This window comes from Brucella pseudogrignonensis, assembly GCF_032190615.1.
In the GTDB taxonomy this organism is placed as follows: domain Bacteria; phylum Pseudomonadota; class Alphaproteobacteria; order Rhizobiales; family Rhizobiaceae; genus Brucella; species Brucella pseudogrignonensis_B.
The window spans coordinates 1,160,883-1,178,385 of record NZ_JAVLAT010000001.1; the positions used below are offsets into that span (position 1 = coordinate 1,160,883).

The window sequence follows — 17,503 nt, forward strand, 5'->3', positions numbered from 1 at the left end:
GCCTTGGCGTTTCGTCAAGAAACACAAACCGCAACAGGGTGTCGCAGTAACAATCTTGCGCAATATTGGCGGAATTATGCAATATGTTACGCAGGCATTTGGATTTTGCAAATAAAAAAGGCGGTCCGGAGACCGCCTTTTTCAGATTCTTGCGAAAACTGGCTTATTCAGCAGCAGTCTTTGCAGCTTCTGCCTTAGCAGCAGCGGCCTTGTCGGCCTCGCGTTCTGCCTTGGTGCGGTTGTCTTTCTTCTCAGCAATACGTGCAGCCTTACCGGTGAGGCCACGAAGGTAGTAAAGCTTCGCACGACGGACCTTACCGCGGCGAACGAGTTCAACACCTTCTACGATTGGCGAGTAAACTGGGAATACGCGCTCTACGCCTTCGCCGTAAGAAATCTTACGAACGGTGAAGCTTTCATTGATGCCAGCGCCGGAGCGCGCAATGCAAACGCCTTCATAGGCCTGTACGCGGGTACGTGTACCTTCGGTAACGCGAACCTGAACGCGAACGCTGTCGCCTGGCTGGAAATCTGGAAGCTTACGCTTTTCTTCGATCTTTGCTGCCTGTTCGGCTTCAAGCTGACGAATAATGTCGGTCATCGTCTGACTCCTTTACGAATTATTCTCAAACAGCCAGAGCGCTCTGCACTTACCACCAAGCATCTTGGCCCTGTGGTTATGCCCGATAAATCAGGCAGGAGCGGTGCACCATTTATTAGTTAAAAGACGTCGGGTTTTCCCGAACTGGCGCGGCAATACACCATTGCGTGAAATGAATCAATATCAAGACGACGATTTCACGACTTACCGCCAATGCGTCCAAGATGCGTGTCCTGAAAACCAGTTCCATATTTAAGGCCAAAGCCGAGGGCGCGATCAATACCAATATGAACCGCCCAGATAAGCGCAAGCGCGAAGCAAAGCGGCCAGCTCATCACCCAGCCAAGAACTGCCACAAGCACAACACCAATCCAGCTATGCGCGATATTGTAAATGATAGCGCCCGTGCGCGGACCTTTGAGATAGGCAAAGAACGACAGATCAGGCGCGAGGATGAGAATCGCAAACAGCCACCAGCTCACGCCACTCACCCAATAAGCACCCAGCGCCAGCAGCGCGAGTGAAAGACTTTCGAGCCGCTGAATCAGGTTCATTTGCGTTTGCCCTCGCAATAAGTGTTCCAGAGATCAGGACGCCGCTCTTTTGTAATTCGTTCAGCCTGCGCATGACGCCATTTCGCTATTGCACCATGATTGCCCGATGTCAGTACATCAGGGATTGCACGGTCTTCCCATACTTGCGGACGCGTATAATGCGGATGCTCCAGAAGCCCGGTCTCAAAACTTTCCGTCTCGCCGGACTCCTGATTGCCCATTACACCCGGAAGCAACCGGACAATCGCATCAAGCAACACAATCGCCGCCGTCTCTCCACCTGAAAGAATGTAATCGCCAATTGAAATCTCTTCGAGTTGACGAGCTTCAATCACCCGCTCATCGACGCCTTCAAAACGACCGCAGAGAATGATGGCACCCGGACCGTCGGCCAGTTCGCGCACGCGCTTTTGCGTCAAGGGCGCACCACGCGGGCTCATCAGCAGCATTGGGCGATCATCAGAAACAGAATCAAGCGCACGCGCAACCACGTCCGCTTTCATGACCATGCCAGCGCCGCCACCCGATGGCGTGTCATCGACCATGCGATGCTTGCCTTCGGCAAAATCACGGATCTGAATTGTATCAAGCGACCATGTATTATCAGTAAGCGCTTTTCCTGCCAGCGATACACCCAGCGGTCCCGGAAACATTTCAGGATAAAGGGTCAGCACCGAGGCATGAAATCCCTGCTTATCTGTTTCAGGCAAATCACTCATGACTTCTTCGGCCGCTTCTGTTGTTTTTCAGATCTATCACGCGCGTTGAGCGGATTATCATCGTCATCAGCAATCAGCCCGGCAGCATAAGGCTCGACGGTAATCGTTCCCTTGTCAAAATCAATGTCCGGCACAGCCGCTTCCGTGAACGGAATCAGCATCGGACGTTTTCCCTTGAGGCTCAATTCAATCAGATCACCGCCGCCAAAATCAAAAAGGGCACTGATAACACCGTAAGATTTGCCGTCAGCATCAAAGGCTTCAAGTCCGATCAGATCAGTCTGGAAAAACTCGTCTTCATCGAGTTCTTCATCATGAAGCTGCGAACGGTCGATGAAAAGCTCGGTGCCGTTCAAGGCTTCAGCAGCATTGCGGTCATTGACGCCTTTAAAGCGAACAACAACGACAGTCTTGGCCGCACGCGCTTCAAGCACTTCATACGCCTTGCCCTGCGCATCATAAAGCTGGCCATAATCGGCAATAGCGAGCGGATCATCGGTATAAGTCTTAACTCTCACTTCGCCACGGATGCCATGAGCGGCGCCAACAACGGCAAGCTGGATTGGATTTTCTAGGCGCGACATGAATATTTCCGTATTTGAAGGGTGATTTTCTATCGCTTACCCAATTTCCCCTAAAAACGCCAAGAAAAACGAAAAGCGGTATCTTTACCGCCCGGCAACCTATCGCTGGCAAACTACACCAAGCCCTACTCAAGCAGCGAATCCCGACCATGACGAGCAAAAGCGAATTCCTTATCCCTGCCCGCGCGGATCTTGCGGCTGCACGCGAGGAGTGGCTGAAAACGCTCAAAGACATGCGTCGGCTGTCGGAAAATACGCTGGAAGCCTATGAGCGCGACACCCGCCAGTTTCTGCAATTCATGACCGGGCATTTGGGCGAGCCACCGTCCATCAAAGATATTGGCAGTCTGCGCGTCGCTGATCTGCGCTCCTATCTGGCAAACCGCCGCAGCGATGGTGCCGGTGCCCGCACATTGGGGCGCGGTCTTGCTGGCGTCCGCTCCCTGCTCAAGCACCTGGAAAAACGCGGTCTGGTCAATGCCGCAGGCGCGAGCGCCATACGCGCGCCGCGTCAGCCAAAATCACTGCCAAAGCCCTTGACCGCAGAGGATGCGCGCAAGGTTGTCGCCGCCGATGGCCAGATGGCGGAAGAGCCTTGGATTGCGGCACGCAATGCGGCTGTTCTGACATTGCTTTATGGCTGCGGTCTTCGTATTTCCGAAGCACTGGGCCTCGCGGGTGATGCATTGAGTGACGCGTCAGCGCTTTCGATCACGATCACGGGTAAAGGCAGCAAATCCCGCATGGTGCCGCTGCTTCCGGCAGTCCATCGCGCTGTTGCCCAATATCGGGAACTCTGCCCGTTTGATCTTTCTGCCGACAAGCCTTTGTTCAGAGGGGCCAAAGGCGGCGAACTTCATGCAGCCATCATCCAGCGCGAAATGCAAAAGCTGCGTGCAGGTCTCGGCCTTCCTGATACCGCAACGCCACATGCGCTGCGCCATTCCTTCGCAACGCATCTGCTGGGCCGCGGCGGCGATCTTCGCACCATTCAGGAACTGCTTGGCCACGCAAGCCTCTCAACCACGCAGGTCTATACCGGCGTCGATAGCGCAAGGCTTCTGGATGTTTACGACAAAGCGCATCCGCGCGCTTAATCAGGGGTGCTATCCGCCGCTAACCACCCTATATTCGGCTTATGAAAAAGCTGTTCTTTCTTTTTGCCTGCGCCCTCATCGTCAGTTCCGCCCACGCCCGGGCTGAAAGTTCGGAAGTCACCTGTACTCCACACGGCGTCAATCTGATTGATGGTCTGGACAAAAAAGACCCAAAACTCTGGTCCGAGCTTCAGAATGAAGCGATCAAAATGCCCAATCACAAGGGCATCTTTTGGAAAATCAAAAAGGATGGGCTAAAGCCATCCTATTTGTTTGGAACCATTCATCTGAGCGATCCGCGTGTGATAGCCCTGCCCGAGGCCGTAACGAAAGCCTATAATGATGCGGACAGGATTGTCGTCGAGGCCACAGATATTACCGATCCGAAAGCGTTTCTGCGGGTTAAACTTGAACAGCCGGAACTGATCCAGTTCACCGATGGCTCCACGCTGCAATCGCATCTGCCACAGGACCAGCTTAAAGAAATCGATAAGAAACTGGAAGCGCGCGGCATCATTCTTGGTGCCGTTAGCAAGATGAAACCGTGGATCATCACAAGTCTGCTGGCGCTTCCCAAATGCGAAAGACAGAGAAAACTCGACGGTGCAGACTTCCTCGATGAATACTTGATCACAGAAGCGCAGGATCAGGGCCGGCCAGTTCTCGGCCTTGAAAACGCGGTCGAGCAGCTTGAGGCGATGAACCGGCTTCCGCTCGATTTTCATATTCGCAATCTGATATCTGCCGCGCAATATGGCGATAACATCGAAGATGCCATGGAAACCACGATTGCGCTCTATCTTCAGGGTGAAATCGGGATGATTATGCCCGCATTGCGAAAAATCGTGCCGGACAGTCTGTCAGAGGAAGACTACGATCTTTTCCAGAAAGTTTTGCTCACAGACCGCAATCATATCATGGCAAAACGTGCAGCCCCAATTCTTGCGAATGGCGGGGCTTTTGTTGCTCTTGGTGCATTGCACCTTCCCGGAAAAGAAGGGCTGATCGAACTCCTGCGTGCGCAGGGCTACACCATCACCGCAATGTAATCCGGAACAATTGCAGCGTGCTCGCGTTCAATCTTCCAATGGTCACGACCAAAAGGAGGAGCGCAAATGGTTGACCCACTCAATCCCAGCAATGATCCATTAAACAATCCACGTCAGACGGACCCGCTTGCAAACCCGGCTGGACGGCCTCCACAGCCAAAAGGAAGTAGCGGCCTTGTGCTTGCCGTCATTTTGCTCATCGCAATCCTTATTATGGGTTTCTTCTTTTACAGAAGCGGAACCAGCGATACGTCAGCGCCGCCTCCACCTGCGACACAGAGCGAAACAACAATGCCATCTGCGGCACCGCCCACAACACCACCCGCACAGAACTAATCATACGAAAAAGGCCCGCCTAAGCGGGCCTTTGATTTTTTAGTAGAAACCAGATCTTACATGTGAATTGGCTTGGCAAAAGTTGCCAAGGCCGATTCACGCACCGCTTCCGACATGGTTGGATGCGCATGGCAGGTGCGTGCCAGATCTTCGGACGAACCACCAAATTCCATCAGCACAGCCAGTTCGTGAATCATTTCACCGGCATTATAGCCGAGGATATGAGCACCCAGAACGCGATCGGTGGCCTTGTCGGCAAGGATCTTCACGAAGCCGTCTGTATGCTGCATGGCGCGTGCACGACCATTTGCCGTGAACGGGAACTTGCCGATCTTATATTCAACACCAGCGGCTTTTAGTTCTTCTTCGGTCTTGCCAACGGAAGCCACTTCCGGCTGCGTGTAAACAACGCTTGGAATGACGTCGAAGTTTACGTGTCCGGCCTGACCAGCGATGATTTCAGCAACCGCAATGCCTTCATCTTCCGCCTTATGCGCCAGCATCGGACCCTGAACCACGTCGCCAATCGCATAAATGCCTTCGATATTGGTACGCCAGTGGCCATCAATGGCCACGCGACCGCGATCATCGACACTCACGCCAGCTTCCTGAAGACCCAGACCATCGGTGTAAGGACGACGCCCCGTCGAAATCAGAACTGCATCGGTTTCGATGGTTTCTGCGTCGCCACCCTTAACCGGCTCAAAGGTCACTTTCGCGCCCTTAGCCGACTTTTCAACACCGGTTACCTTTGCGCTGAGCTTAAACGCAATGCCCTGCTTTTCCAGCAGGCGCTGGAACTGCTTGGACACTTCACCGTCCATCGCGCCGAGCACCTTGTCGAGATATTCGACAACAGTCACTTTCGCGCCGAGACGCGCCCACACAGAACCAAGTTCCAGACCGATCACACCGCCGCCAACAACGACGAGATGCTCAGGAACCTTGTCGAGCGCGATTGCGCCGGTCGAAGAGAGAATAACCTTCTCGTCAATATCGACCTTAACCCCAGGAATGCCAGCAACATCCGAACCGGTTGCGATGATAATGTTTTTCGCTTCAATTTCCTGAACGCTGCCGTCTTCGGCAGTTACAGAAACCTTACCCTTGGCAACGATCTTGCCGGTGCCGATGAAAGCAGTGATCTTGTTCTTCTTGAACAGGAATTCGACGCCCGATGTGTTCGACTTAACGGTCGCATCCTTATGCGCCATCATCTTTTCGAGATTGAGCTTCGGCTTGCTGATTTCAACGCCGAGCGCATCAAATGAATGTCCGGCTTCCGCAAAAACTTCAGATGCATGCAGCAGCGCCTTGGAAGGAATGCAGCCAACATTGAGACAGGTGCCGCCAAAGGTCTTGCGCTTTTCCACGACAGCGACCGATAGGCCAAGCTGTGCCGCCTTGATTGCAGCAACATAGCCGCCGGGGCCGGTACCAATGACAACCACATCATAAGACATTGAACTATCCTTCTTACGTCTGAGCCACTCCTGGCTCGTCAACTATTTTCAACCAGAAATCCGGTTATTCCTCAGGTGTGCAGGATTTAAAGCGGAAGCTTTCAAACTGAAGCGGCTTATCCGGCTTCGCTGCACCAAAATCATATCCGTCCAGCGCCGACACCAGATCGGGAAACAAAATTGCCTGCGCTGCCGGTTCATCGGCCTTTGGCAAGACATCAGCTTCCGCTCCCTCTTTCAACGCATAGACGACACTCTGCCAGAGGCTGCAATCATCCAGATCTTCCGGATCAGTACCGCCATTCTTGCAATTATAAGTGATCAGCGCATAAGGACGCGCAACGCCCTCTTCCGGCCAGATCACAAGGCCGGACAATTTGAAATCCGGCTTATCATCAGCAGTGATTGTGAATTCATTGGTCGGTGCCGGGCTCATCTTGAGCGCATTCGACTGCGCCTCGTTGAAGGTGAGCGTGTAAGCATCGCCCTGATCGCGATAAGTCGCGCGATTCTGCGTACAGGCGGCCTGAGCAGCGCTCGAGAAAACAGTCACAGCAAGCGCTGATGCAGCCATTACCTTGAAAAGCTTTTTAACGTCATGCATCTGTCGGTTCTCCTCAATCATCCGGCAGCGATTACTGCGCTTTAGCGATGGCAAGTTTGAGACCAAGGGCAATGAAAACCACGCCGCTTGTCCTGTCGATCCATTTTGAAGCACGCGAGAACACCGCGCGCATCTTAGGCGTCGTCATGAAAAGGCTGACACCGATGAACCACGAAATCAATGCCGAGGCCATCACAACACCATAGCCGAGCTTCACTTCATTGGGGGTGTGCAGACTGATAACGGTTGAGAAAATCGAAAGGAAGAAGAACACGGCTTTGGGGTTCAGCGCGTTGGCAGCAAAACCGAGACTGAAAGCTTTCAGTGCACTCTGCTGAACACGCGCTTCCTGTGTGCTTATATCGACATCAATCTTGGTTGAACCGGCACGCAATGCCTTGATGCCGATATAGACCAGATAGGCCACACCGCACCATTTGACGATATTAAACAAATAGATCGACTTGGAGATAATCAGTCCAAGACCCAGCACCGTATAGGTGACATGCATCATCAGTGCAGCGCCAATACCGAAACTGGTAATGATTGCCTCACGACGACCATGCATCAGTGACTGACGAATAACCATCGCCAGATCAGCGCCCGGCGAAACGATAGCAAAAACGAAAATCGCCATCAGAGATGCAAGTTCAAACAGATAGGGATGCATCGCTTTTCCTTCGCCCGGCACCGTTCAGATGCAGGAAATCGCCTAAAAAACCAGATTGAAAAACATGAGTGCAAGCCCGGCCAGCGAACCGACCCAGACCAGCGAGCGGATATACGGAATACCCGCCAGGTAAAGCGGCACATAGATGATGCGGCAGATAAACCAGATCCACGCACCATAAAGCCCGAGAGTTGCCGCATCGCCCTTGAACACAAGCGCAAGTGCGAGCGCAACAAATGCAGGGTAGGTCTCGCGGAAATTGTTGGACGCGCGTTCCGCACGACCGGCCAGATGACCAGAGGCTTTCAAGCCATTATCGCGCGGACCCGCATTCCATTTGGAGCCGAGTTCCCTTGTCACCGTCCAACCCTGCAGGAGGATATGAACCACCAGCAAGACAACACTCCAGCCAATCAGCGGGAGAAAAGGCGACGCGGAAAAGATACCCGGCTCCATAGCTCTATTCCTTACAGGTCAAGAACCAGACGTTCTGGATCTTCCAGGCTTTCCTTGACGCGAACGAGGAAGGTCACGGCTTCCTTGCCGTCAACGATACGGTGATCATAGGAAAGCGCAAGATACATCATCGGGCGGATGACGATCTGGCCGCCGACAACAACCGGGCGCTCCTGAATCTTGTGCATGCCGAGAATACCCGACTGCGGCGAGTTGAGGATCGGCGAAGACATCAGCGAGCCGTAAACACCACCATTGGTGATGGTGAAGGTGCCGCCCTGCATGTCAGCCATCGAAAGCGAACCATCGCGCGCAGCTTTCGCAAGACGACCGAGTTCCTTTTCAACGCCAGCAATCGACATCTGATCGGCATCACGGATAACAGGAACAACGAGGCCCTTATCGGTGCCGACAGCCATGCCGACATGCGCAAAGTTCTTGTAGATGATGTCGGTGCCGTCGATCTCAGCGTTAACAGCTGGGATTTCCTTCAGCGCGTGCGTCACAGCCTTCGTGAAAAAGCCCATGAAGCCGAGCTTGACGCCGTGCTTCTTCTCAAAAATGTCCTTGTAACGAGCGCGAAGCTCCATCACAGCCGACATATCGACTTCGTTATAAGTCGTCAGCATTGCGGCGGTGTTCTGTGCGTCCTTAAGGCGCTTGGCAATGGTCTGGCGCAGACGGGTCATCTTCACGCGTTCTTCGCGCGGAGCATCGTCAGCCGACGAAGCAGGACGTGCAGCAACAGGCGCAGCTGCCGCTGGAGCAGCCGAAACGCCTTTAGCAATTGCGTCGAGAACGTCGCCCTTGAGAACCTGACCGCGCTTGCCCGAGCCATCAACCTGATCAGCCGAAAGGCCTTTTTCAGCGAGAAGCTTGGAAGCAGCCGGTGCTGGCTGCATGGCTGGACCCGACGATGCGGAAGCAACAGGCGCCGCCGCCGGAGCAGCAGCTGCTGCTGGCTTGGCTTCTTCCTTCTTAGGGGCAGGAGCGGAGCCCTCGCCGGAAATCTGGCCGAGCAGTGCGTTCACCTCAACAGTGTCGCCTTCCTGCGCCACGATTTCAGCCAAAACACCCGCAGCCACAGCTGGAACTTCAATTGTCACCTTGTCGGTTTCCAGTTCCACCAGCGGTTCGTCAGCAGCGATTGCGTCGCCAACCTTCTTGAACCACTTTCCGATGGTTGCCTCAGTAACGGACTCCCCAAGCGTGGGAACGCGAATTTCGGTGGCCATGGTTTCTTCTTCCGTGATCTTCGATCTTTAGATTTATGTTCAACTCAGGATGAAGCGGCTTTTTCAAACCGCTTCTTACTGACAATTCAATTAGTTTCCGAGCGCATCCTCGAGGAAAGCTTCAAGCTGCGCAAGGTGCTTCGACATCAGACCCGTTGCAGGCGACGCCGCTGCCGGACGACCGGTGTAGCGAACGCGCTGATGCTTTGCGTCGATATGTGCAAGAACCCATTCCAGATACGGATCGATGAACGACCACGCACCCATGTTCTTCGGCTCTTCCTGACACCAGACGATTTCTGCCTGACGGAAGCGAGACAGCTCATTGATGAGCGCCTTTGCCGGGAACGGGTAAAGCTGTTCGACACGCAGCAGATAGACATCATCGATGCCACGCTTTTCGCGCTCTTCGTAAAGATCGTAATAGACCTTACCCGAGCACAGAACGACGCGGCGGATCTTGGCATCCTTTTGAAGCTTAATGCCTTCATCGCCCTTGTTGTACTGCGCATCATCCCAAAGCAGACGGTGGAACGAGGAATCGCCCGACAGTTCGTTGAGGCTCGACACAGCACGCTTGTGGCGCAGCAGCGACTTTGGCGTCATCATGATCAGCGGCTTACGGAAGTCACGCTTCATCTGACGGCGCAGAATGTGGAAGTAGTTAGCCGGCGTGGTAACGTTGGCAACCTGCATGTTATCTTCCGCACAAAGCTGGAGATAACGCTCAAGACGCGCCGACGAATGCTCAGGACCCTGACCTTCATAGCCATGTGGCAGAAGGCAGACGAGACCCGACATACGCAGCCATTTGCGTTCACCCGACGAGATGAACTGATCGAACACGACCTGCGCACCGTTGGCGAAATCACCGAACTGGGCTTCCCAGAGAACCAGAGCACGTGGATCGGACAGCGAATAACCATATTCGTAGCCGAGCACAGCTTCTTCCGAAAGCATCGAGTTGATGGCTTCGTAGATCGCCTGCCCCTTCTGAATGTTGTTCAGCGGGATATAGCGGTTCTGGGTTTCCTGATCATAGAGAACCGTGTGGCGCTGCGAGAAGGTGCCGCGTTCCACGTCCTGACCGGACAGGCGGATTGGGCTGCCTTCGGAAACCAGGGAACCAAATGCCAGCGATTCAGCAGTTGCCCAATCGATGCCTTCACCCGTTTCGATCATCTTGGCGCGATTATCGAGGAAGCGCTGGATCGTGCGATGGACATTGAAGTCCTTTGGCACTTCAACAAGCTTCTTGCCGATTTCCTTGAGTGTCTTGATCGGAACGCCGGTCTTGCCGCGGCGCTGTTCGTCGGCATTGTCTGCCGTACGCAGGCCACTCCACGCACCGTCAAACCAGTCAGCCTTGTTTGGCTTATAGCTCTGACCCGCTTCAAATTCCTGCTCAAGCTTTTCGCGCCAGTCAGCCTTCATCTTGTCGATGTCAGCCTGTGCCAGCAAACCTTCAGCAATCAGCTTGTCGCTGTAAAGCTGAACAGTTGTCTTGTGCGCACGGATTTCCTTATACATCAATGGCTGAGTGAATGAAGGTTCGTCACCTTCATTGTGACCAAAGCGGCGATAGCAGAACATGTCCACAACAACAGGCTTGTGGAAGATCATGCGGAATTCCATCGCAACTTTCGCTGCGAAGACAACCGCTTCTGGATCGTCACCATTGACGTGGAAGATCGGCGCTTCAATCATCTTCGCCACGTCCGATGGATAAGGCGACGAACGCGAGAAGGCCGGATTGGTGGTGAAACCGATCTGGTTGTTGATGATGAAGTGCAGTGTACCGCCAACGCGGTGACCCTTCAGACCCGAAAGACCGAGACACTCGGCAACAACACCCTGACCTGCGAAAGCAGCATCGCCGTGCAGCAGCAGCGGCAGAACCTTTGCGCGTTCAGTCAGTGGCACCATATCGTCGCGGGTACGGCCAACGAGCAGATCCTGCTTGGCGCGTGCCTTGCCCATGACAACCGGGTTGACGATTTCAAGGTGCGACGGGTTGGCAGTCAGCGAAAGGTGAACCTTGTTGCCATCGAACTCGCGGTCCGACGACGCACCAAGATGGTACTTCACGTCGCCCGAACCTTCCACATCGTCAGGCGCATAGGAGCCGCCCTTGAATTCGTGGAAAATTGCGCGGTGCGGCTTGCCCATAACCTGGGACAACACGTTCAGACGACCACGGTGCGCCATGCCGAGCACGACTTCCTTGAGGCCCATCTGACCGCCGCGCTTGACGATCTGTTCCAATGCCGGGATCAGCGATTCACCGCCATCAAGACCAAAACGCTTGGTGCCCTTGTACTTGACGTCAATGAACTGTTCAAAGCCTTCGGCTTCAATCAGCTTCGACAGAATGGCCTTCTTGCCTTCAGCGGTGAAAGCATAGCCTTTATCCGGGCCTTCGATGCGTTCCTGAATCCAGGCCTTTTCGACCGGATCGGAAATATGCATGAATTCAACGCCGATATTGCCGCAATAGGTGCGCTTGAGAATTTCAAGCATCTGCGGAACGGTCGCGTATTCTAGACCAAGAACATTATCGATGAAGATCTTGCGATCGTAATCGGCAGGCGTGAAGCCATAGGTTGCCGGATCAAGTTCGCTGAAATCATTCGGCTTTTCAGCAAGACCGAGCGGATCAAGATTGGCATGCAAATGGCCACGCATACGGAATGCGCGGATCATCATGATGGCGCGAACGCTATCGCGTGCAGCCTGTGCAATCTCTTCGGATGTCAATGCCGGAGCAGACGCTTTTGCATCGCCCTTTGCAGCCTTGCCCTTGAGCTTGTCGGTGACATGCTTTTCAACTTCAGCCCAGTTGCCGTCGAGTGCCGAAATCAGCTCGCCATTGGCCTGAATTGGCCAGTTCTTGCGGGTCCAGCTTGCGCCCTGTGCGTTTTTACGCACATCGTCGGCATCGTCCTTCAGCTGTGCGAAGAAATCGCGCCACTCGGCATCGACCGAGTTAGGATCATCCTCGTACTTGGCATAGAGCTCCTCAATATAGTCGGCATTGCCGCCATAGAGGAACGAGGTAAGGGCGAAAACGTCGTTGGCTTGTTCTTGCCTTGCCATAACCTAATCCGGAGCCTCCGCTCCGTCTCCTTGTAGTGGCTCATCATGCGCGGGCCGGAAGCTTTTGACCTTCATCCCTCACGCCGCCGGGGAGGAACCACAACAGACCCCGGCATAACTCAATCGCGAACTCTATTCCTGCGGAAGAATGATGGCCAAAGCCTGACATTCTCTTAAACCGACCGCTGCGGCTGGTATATTAAACCCGGCAGCGGCTTTCGCCACTGCCGGTTCATTTCAATCAATAACGCAGTCTCAGCCCTTGAGGACTTCAACCAGCGTCTTGCCGAGCTGTGCTGGCGAAGGAGACACGCGAATGCCAGCCGATTCCATGGCTGCAATCTTGTCTTCTGCGCCGCCCTTGCCGCCCGAGATCACGGCGCCAGCATGGCCCATGGTGCGTCCGGCAGGAGCCGTACGGCCAGCGATAAAGCCAACCATTGGCTTCTTGCGACCGCGCTTTGCTTCGTCCTTCAGGAACTGCGCTGCTTCTTCTTCAGCGGAGCCACCGATTTCACCGATCATGACGATCGACTTGGTTTCGTCGTCGGCGAGGAACATTTCCAACACGTCGATGAACTCGGTGCCCTTGACCGGATCACCGCCGATACCAACAGCAGTGGTCTGGCCGAGGCCTTCGTTCGAAGTCTGGAACACTGCTTCATAGGTAAGCGTACCGGAGCGCGAAACAACACCCACCGAACCCTTCTTGAAGATATTGCCCGGCATAATGCCGATCTTGCATTCTTCAGGGGTCAGGATGCCTGGGCAGTTTGGTCCAAGCAGGCGCGACTTCGAGCGTTCCAGACGCTCCTTGACGCGAACCATGTCCATGACCGGAATGCCTTCGGTGATGCAGACGATGAAGCCGACTTCAGCCTCAATGGCTTCGATGATGGCATCGGCTGCACCTGCTGGCGGAACATAGATCACCGATGCGTCTGCACCTGTGCGTTCCTTAGCTTCTGCAACAGTTGCGAAGATCGGAAGCTTTTCGCCTTTCGAACCTTCCCAGGTTTCGCCACCCTTTTTCGGGTGGATACCGCCGACCATCTGCGTGCCGTAATAAGCAAGCGCCTGTTCGGTGTGGAAAGTACCGGTCTTGCCGGTCAGGCCCTGTACGAGAACCTTGGTGTCCTTGTTAACGAGAATGGACATGCCTTAGTTTCCCTTCACTGCAGCGACGATTTTCTGCGCCGCATCGTCGAGATCGTCAGCCGAAATAACATTCAGGCCGCTCTCGTTGATGATCTTCTTGCCAAGCTCAACATTGGTGCCTTCAAGACGGACAACCAGAGGAACCTTGAGGCCAACTTCCTTAACGGCAGCGATAACGCCTTCGGCGATCACGTCGCACTTCATGATCCCACCGAAGATGTTGACCAGAATGCCCTGAACAGCCGGATCAGCGGTGATGATCTTGAACGCAGCCGTAACCTTTTCCTTGGAAGCGCCGCCACCAACGTCGAGGAAGTTAGCTGGCTCAGCACCGTAAAGCTTGATGATGTCCATGGTTGCCATGGCAAGGCCTGCACCGTTGACCATGCAGCCGATGTTGCCATCAAGAGCGACGTAAGCGAGATCGTGCTTGGAAGCTTCGATTTCCTTTTCGTCTTCTTCCGACAAATCGCGCAATTCCTGAATGTCAGGATGACGGAACAATGCATTGCCGTCGAACGATACCTTGGCATCGAGAACACGCACACGGCCATCGGTCATGACGATCAGTGGGTTGATTTCCAGAAGGCTCATATCCTTCTCGGTGAATGCCTTGTAGAGGATCGGGAACAGCTTGAGGCCGTCTTCACGCGCTGCATCCTTAAGCTCTAACGCATCAGCGAGCTTGTTGGCGTCTTCATCGGTCACGCCCTTGGCAGGATCGATAGCAACGGTGATGATCTTTTCTGGCGTTTCTTCAGCAACAGCTTCAATGTCCATACCGCCTTCGGTCGAAACGACGAAAGCAGGACGACCAACCGTGCGGTCGATGAGGACCGAGAGATAAAGCTCACGCGCAATGTCTGCACCATCTTCGATGTAAAGACGGTTGACCTGCTTGCCAGCTTCGCCTGTCTGCTTGGTCACGAGCGTGTTGCCGAGCATTTCCTTGGCATGGGAAACAACTTCTTCGATCGACTTTGCAAGACGAACGCCGCCCTTTGCATCAGGACCGAGTTCTTTGAACTTGCCCTTGCCGCGTCCACCAGCATGGATCTGGCTCTTGACGACATAAAGCGGGCCTGGAAGCGTCTTTGCCCATTCTTCCGCCTGTTCGACGGAATAAACAGCCACACCATTGGCGATCGGTGCGCCGAAGGTATGGAGCAGGCGCTTGGCCTGATATTCGTGAATATTCATCTGGTTGTCCTCTGCGGATTAACAGCCGGAAAAGGCCGGGACTGCGTATGCGTAGCCATCCGGCCTGATCTGGAACTTATTTCAGTGACGGAGCGATACCGACGCAAGCTTCACAAAGACCGGCAACCGAAGCGACCGACTTTTCGAACTCGGCCTGCTCGCTCTTATCGAGATCAATCTCGATAATACGTTCAACGCCATTGGCGCCGATTACGGTTGGAACGCCGACATACATGTCCTTGACGCCATACTGACCGGTCAGCTGTGCTGCGACTGGCAGAACGCGCTTCTTGTCCTTGAGATACGATTCAGCCATCGCGATTGCCGAAGAAGCAGGTGCGTAGAAAGCCGAACCAGTCTTGAGCAGGCCGACGATTTCTGCACCGCCATCACGGGTACGCTGAATGATCTTGTCGAGCTTTTCCTGTGTGGTCCAGCCCATCTTGACGAGGTCTGGCAGCGGGATACCGGCAACGGTCGAGTAACGAGCGAGCGGAACCATAGAGTCGCCGTGGCCACCAAGCACGAATGCAGTGACGTCTTCGACCGACACGTTGAATTCTTCCGACAGGAAGTAGCGGAAACGGGCGCTATCGAGAACGCCAGCCATGCCGACAACCTTGTGCGCTGGCAGACCGGAGAACTTCTGCAAAGCCCAGACCATCGCATCAAGCGGGTTGGTGATGCAGATAACGAAAGCTTCAGGAGCGTATTTCTTGATGCCTGCGCCGACCTGTTCCATGACCTTCAGGTTGATACCCAGAAGATCATCGCGGCTCATGCCCGGCTTACGCGGCACGCCTGCGGTGACGATGACAACGTCTGCGCCTTCGATTGCGGCATAGTCGTTTGCACCGGTGAACTTCGCATCAAAACCGTCAACCGGTGAAGATTCTGCAATATCCAGTCCCTTACCCTGCGGAGTACCTTCCGCAATATCGAAAAGGACGACGTCGCCGAGTTCCTTCAGACCAGCAAGATGAGCGAGCGTGCCGCCGATCATACCGGAGCCGATGAGGGCAATCTTGTTGCGTGCCATGATTGTTTCTTTCCTCAAGTTTGATCCAGAAACGCATGAAGCTATCCGGTTTCCTCCCGGAAAACGCGTCTGCGCTGCGAGGGTTCGATAGGACTCTTTCAAAAAAAACTCAACTCATTATTTTGCGACCAATGTTTTCAATCGGTTAGATTTATATGGACTTACGTAAACGTAAGACATTTTGGCAAATTCGGGGCAAATGAGTCTCTTCGTCCGGCTGTTTCATATCCCCGGAAACGAGACAGCGCGTCCGCACATTGGTTCTGCTGGGGAGTACAATCGATTAAACGAAAACCGCATCCCAACCAAGCTACGTTGCGTTAACATAGCCCGCGAATGCTATAAGTCGAGTCTGTGGCAGTTCGATGATAGATCGCATCTCAAAAGGAAAGGAATGCGATCCGTCTCAGCCTGTTGATTTTTCAGAAAATGCATCGAGATATTCCGCGCTCTGCATTTCAAACAGGCGCGATGCTGTGCGGTCAAACTCGAAGGCTTCCACCCCTTGTTTTGCCTGATAGAGCTTTTCAGGCTGCGCTTCGGCGGAAACAAAAAGCCGTGCGTGATGATCATAAAGCACGTCAATCAGCAAAATGAAGCGCTTGGCCTCATTGCGGCGTGAAAGATCAAGCACCGGCACATCGTCAATGAACAGCGTCTGATAGCGTGAAACAATCGCGATATAATCATTGGCTGCAAGCGGCTGCGCGCAAAGCTCGTCAAAGGTGAAACGTGCGGCCCCCGGTACGGCCTGACGAACGACAATATCGCGACCCTTGATATGAATAACGTCTGGCTGTTCTTGCTGACCATCCTTATGGGCCGTCCAGGCCGCATCCATACGCTTAGTGGTCTCGGAATTGAGCGGCGTCAGATAAACCGGCTGACGGTCAAGCTTTTCCAGTCGGTAATCCGTGCGGGAATCAAGATTGATCACATCGACATGCTTTTTCAGAATATCAACGAATGGCAGAAACAGCTGGCGGTTCAGTCCGTCTCGATAGAGATTGTCAGGCGCAACGTTAGACGTTGCAATCAGCACCACACCATGGGCAAACAGAGCATTGAACAGGCGCGACAGGATCATCGCATCGGCAATATCTGTGACGGTAAATTCGTCAAAGCACAGCACCCATGCCTGCTGCGCTAAGGCTTCCGCAACGGGTGGTATCGGATCTTCCTGCTTGGTTTCGCCCCGCTTCAAAGCCTGACGATGCGCATTGATCCGCTCATGCGCATCCGCCATAAAATCATTGAAATGCACACGGCGTTTACGTTCAACCGGCAAAAGCTGAAAGAACATATCCATCAGCATGGTTTTGCCGCGGCCCACTTCACCGTGAACATAAAGCCCTTTGACGGTGGCAATTTCCTTGCGCTTGCCAAACAGCCAGCCAAGCGCGCTCGATTTGCGCGACAGACGCTTGGTGCAGATTTCCTCGATCAGCCGGTCATAGCGCGCGGTCAGCTCAAGCTGTGCAGGATCGGAATCAACCTCGCCAGCTCTGACCAGCGCATCATATTGCTCGCGAACCGATGGGAACGCCTTCAGATTACCGTCGAAAGACATGATAGCTTGTCCAACCGCCTAATTGCAGAAAAGGCGGAGCGTCTTGCGACTGCCCCGCCTGTCTTTAACTCA

17 protein-coding genes are annotated in these 17,503 nt (G+C 54.0%); 3 read left to right on the forward strand and 14 right to left on the reverse strand.

From position 1 onward, the window contains the following. Nucleotides 1–163: 163 nt before the first annotated feature. The 4 genes from rplS to rimM all read right to left on the reverse strand — a co-directional run bounded on the left by rplS (nt 164) and on the right by rimM (nt 2,458). A complete protein-coding gene (rplS, locus tag RI570_RS05680; protein ID WP_310013191.1) occupies nt 164–601 on the reverse strand; it encodes a 50S ribosomal protein L19 in 438 nt (145 codons plus the stop codon). 197 nt (nt 602–798) lie between these two features. Continuing rightward, entirely contained in the window at nt 799–1,155 is a 357-nt protein-coding gene (locus tag RI570_RS05685; RefSeq protein ID WP_313827422.1) for a DUF4260 domain-containing protein, read from the reverse strand. After that, a complete protein-coding gene (trmD, locus tag RI570_RS05690; protein WP_313827423.1) occupies nt 1,152–1,874 on the reverse strand; it encodes a tRNA (guanosine(37)-N1)-methyltransferase TrmD in 723 nt (240 codons plus the stop codon). Before trmD ends, RI570_RS05685 begins: the two co-directional genes overlap by 4 nt. Continuing rightward, nucleotides 1,871–2,458 carry a ribosome maturation factor RimM gene (gene rimM / locus RI570_RS05695; RefSeq protein ID WP_313827424.1) on the reverse strand — a complete coding sequence of 196 codons (588 nt, stop codon included), beginning with the start codon at nt 2,456–2,458 and terminating at the stop codon, nt 1,871–1,873. Before rimM ends, trmD begins: the two co-directional genes overlap by 4 nt. A gap of 149 nt (nt 2,459–2,607) precedes the next feature. Between rimM and RI570_RS05700 the strand changes: the two genes are divergently transcribed. From RI570_RS05700 to RI570_RS05710, 3 genes are all read left to right on the forward strand, one after another. Further along, the gene (locus RI570_RS05700) at nt 2,608–3,555 is read left to right on the forward strand and encodes a tyrosine recombinase XerC (protein ID WP_313827425.1); all 948 of its coding nucleotides are present in this window, start codon (nt 2,608–2,610) and stop codon (nt 3,553–3,555) included. A 41-nt stretch (nt 3,556–3,596) separates the two neighbouring features. Continuing rightward, a complete protein-coding gene (locus tag RI570_RS05705) occupies nt 3,597–4,604 on the forward strand; it encodes a TraB/GumN family protein (protein ID WP_313827427.1) in 1,008 nt (335 codons plus the stop codon). 66 nt (nt 4,605–4,670) lie between these two features. After that, entirely contained in the window at nt 4,671–4,940 is a 270-nt protein-coding gene (locus RI570_RS05710; RefSeq protein WP_313827429.1) for a hypothetical protein, read from the forward strand. Between the two features lie 56 nt (nt 4,941–4,996). On the opposite strand, the gene lpdA is transcribed toward RI570_RS05710, so the two are convergent. From lpdA to zapE, 10 genes are all read right to left on the reverse strand, one after another. Then, on the reverse strand, nt 4,997–6,403 hold the full coding sequence (lpdA, locus tag RI570_RS05715) for a dihydrolipoyl dehydrogenase (protein ID WP_313827431.1): 1,407 nt from the start codon (nt 6,401–6,403) through the stop codon (nt 4,997–4,999). Nucleotides 6,404–6,467: 64 nt separating this feature from the next. Next, a complete protein-coding gene (locus RI570_RS05720; RefSeq protein WP_313827433.1) occupies nt 6,468–7,007 on the reverse strand; it encodes a hypothetical protein in 540 nt (179 codons plus the stop codon). A gap of 31 nt (nt 7,008–7,038) precedes the next feature. Next, nucleotides 7,039–7,677, reverse strand: a complete 639-nt coding sequence (locus RI570_RS05725) for a LysE family translocator (RefSeq protein ID WP_313827434.1) — start codon at nt 7,675–7,677, stop codon at nt 7,039–7,041. Nucleotides 7,678–7,719: 42 nt separating this feature from the next. After that, a complete protein-coding gene (locus RI570_RS05730) occupies nt 7,720–8,133 on the reverse strand; it encodes an MAPEG family protein (RefSeq protein ID WP_313827436.1) in 414 nt (137 codons plus the stop codon). Nucleotides 8,134–8,144: 11 nt separating this feature from the next. Continuing rightward, a complete protein-coding gene (odhB, locus tag RI570_RS05735; protein ID WP_313827438.1) occupies nt 8,145–9,368 on the reverse strand; it encodes a 2-oxoglutarate dehydrogenase complex dihydrolipoyllysine-residue succinyltransferase in 1,224 nt (407 codons plus the stop codon). Between the two features lie 90 nt (nt 9,369–9,458). Beyond that, nucleotides 9,459–12,464 (reverse strand): 2-oxoglutarate dehydrogenase E1 component, encoded by a 3,006-nt coding sequence (locus RI570_RS05740; protein ID WP_313827440.1) that lies wholly within the window; start codon nt 12,462–12,464, stop codon nt 9,459–9,461. A gap of 255 nt (nt 12,465–12,719) precedes the next feature. After that, nucleotides 12,720–13,622, reverse strand: a complete 903-nt coding sequence (gene sucD / locus RI570_RS05745) for a succinate--CoA ligase subunit alpha (protein ID WP_024898520.1) — start codon at nt 13,620–13,622, stop codon at nt 12,720–12,722. 3 nt (nt 13,623–13,625) lie between these two features. Then, complete coding sequence (gene sucC / locus RI570_RS05750; protein ID WP_313827441.1) at nt 13,626–14,822, reverse strand: ADP-forming succinate--CoA ligase subunit beta; 1,197 nt, start codon at nt 14,820–14,822, stop codon at nt 13,626–13,628. 76 nt (nt 14,823–14,898) lie between these two features. Next, nucleotides 14,899–15,861, reverse strand: a complete 963-nt coding sequence (gene mdh / locus RI570_RS05755; RefSeq protein WP_310013153.1) for a malate dehydrogenase — start codon at nt 15,859–15,861, stop codon at nt 14,899–14,901. Between the two features lie 406 nt (nt 15,862–16,267). Then, nucleotides 16,268–17,431, reverse strand: a complete 1,164-nt coding sequence (gene zapE / locus RI570_RS05760) for a cell division protein ZapE (protein ID WP_313827442.1) — start codon at nt 17,429–17,431, stop codon at nt 16,268–16,270. Nucleotides 17,432–17,503 lie beyond the last annotated feature (72 nt).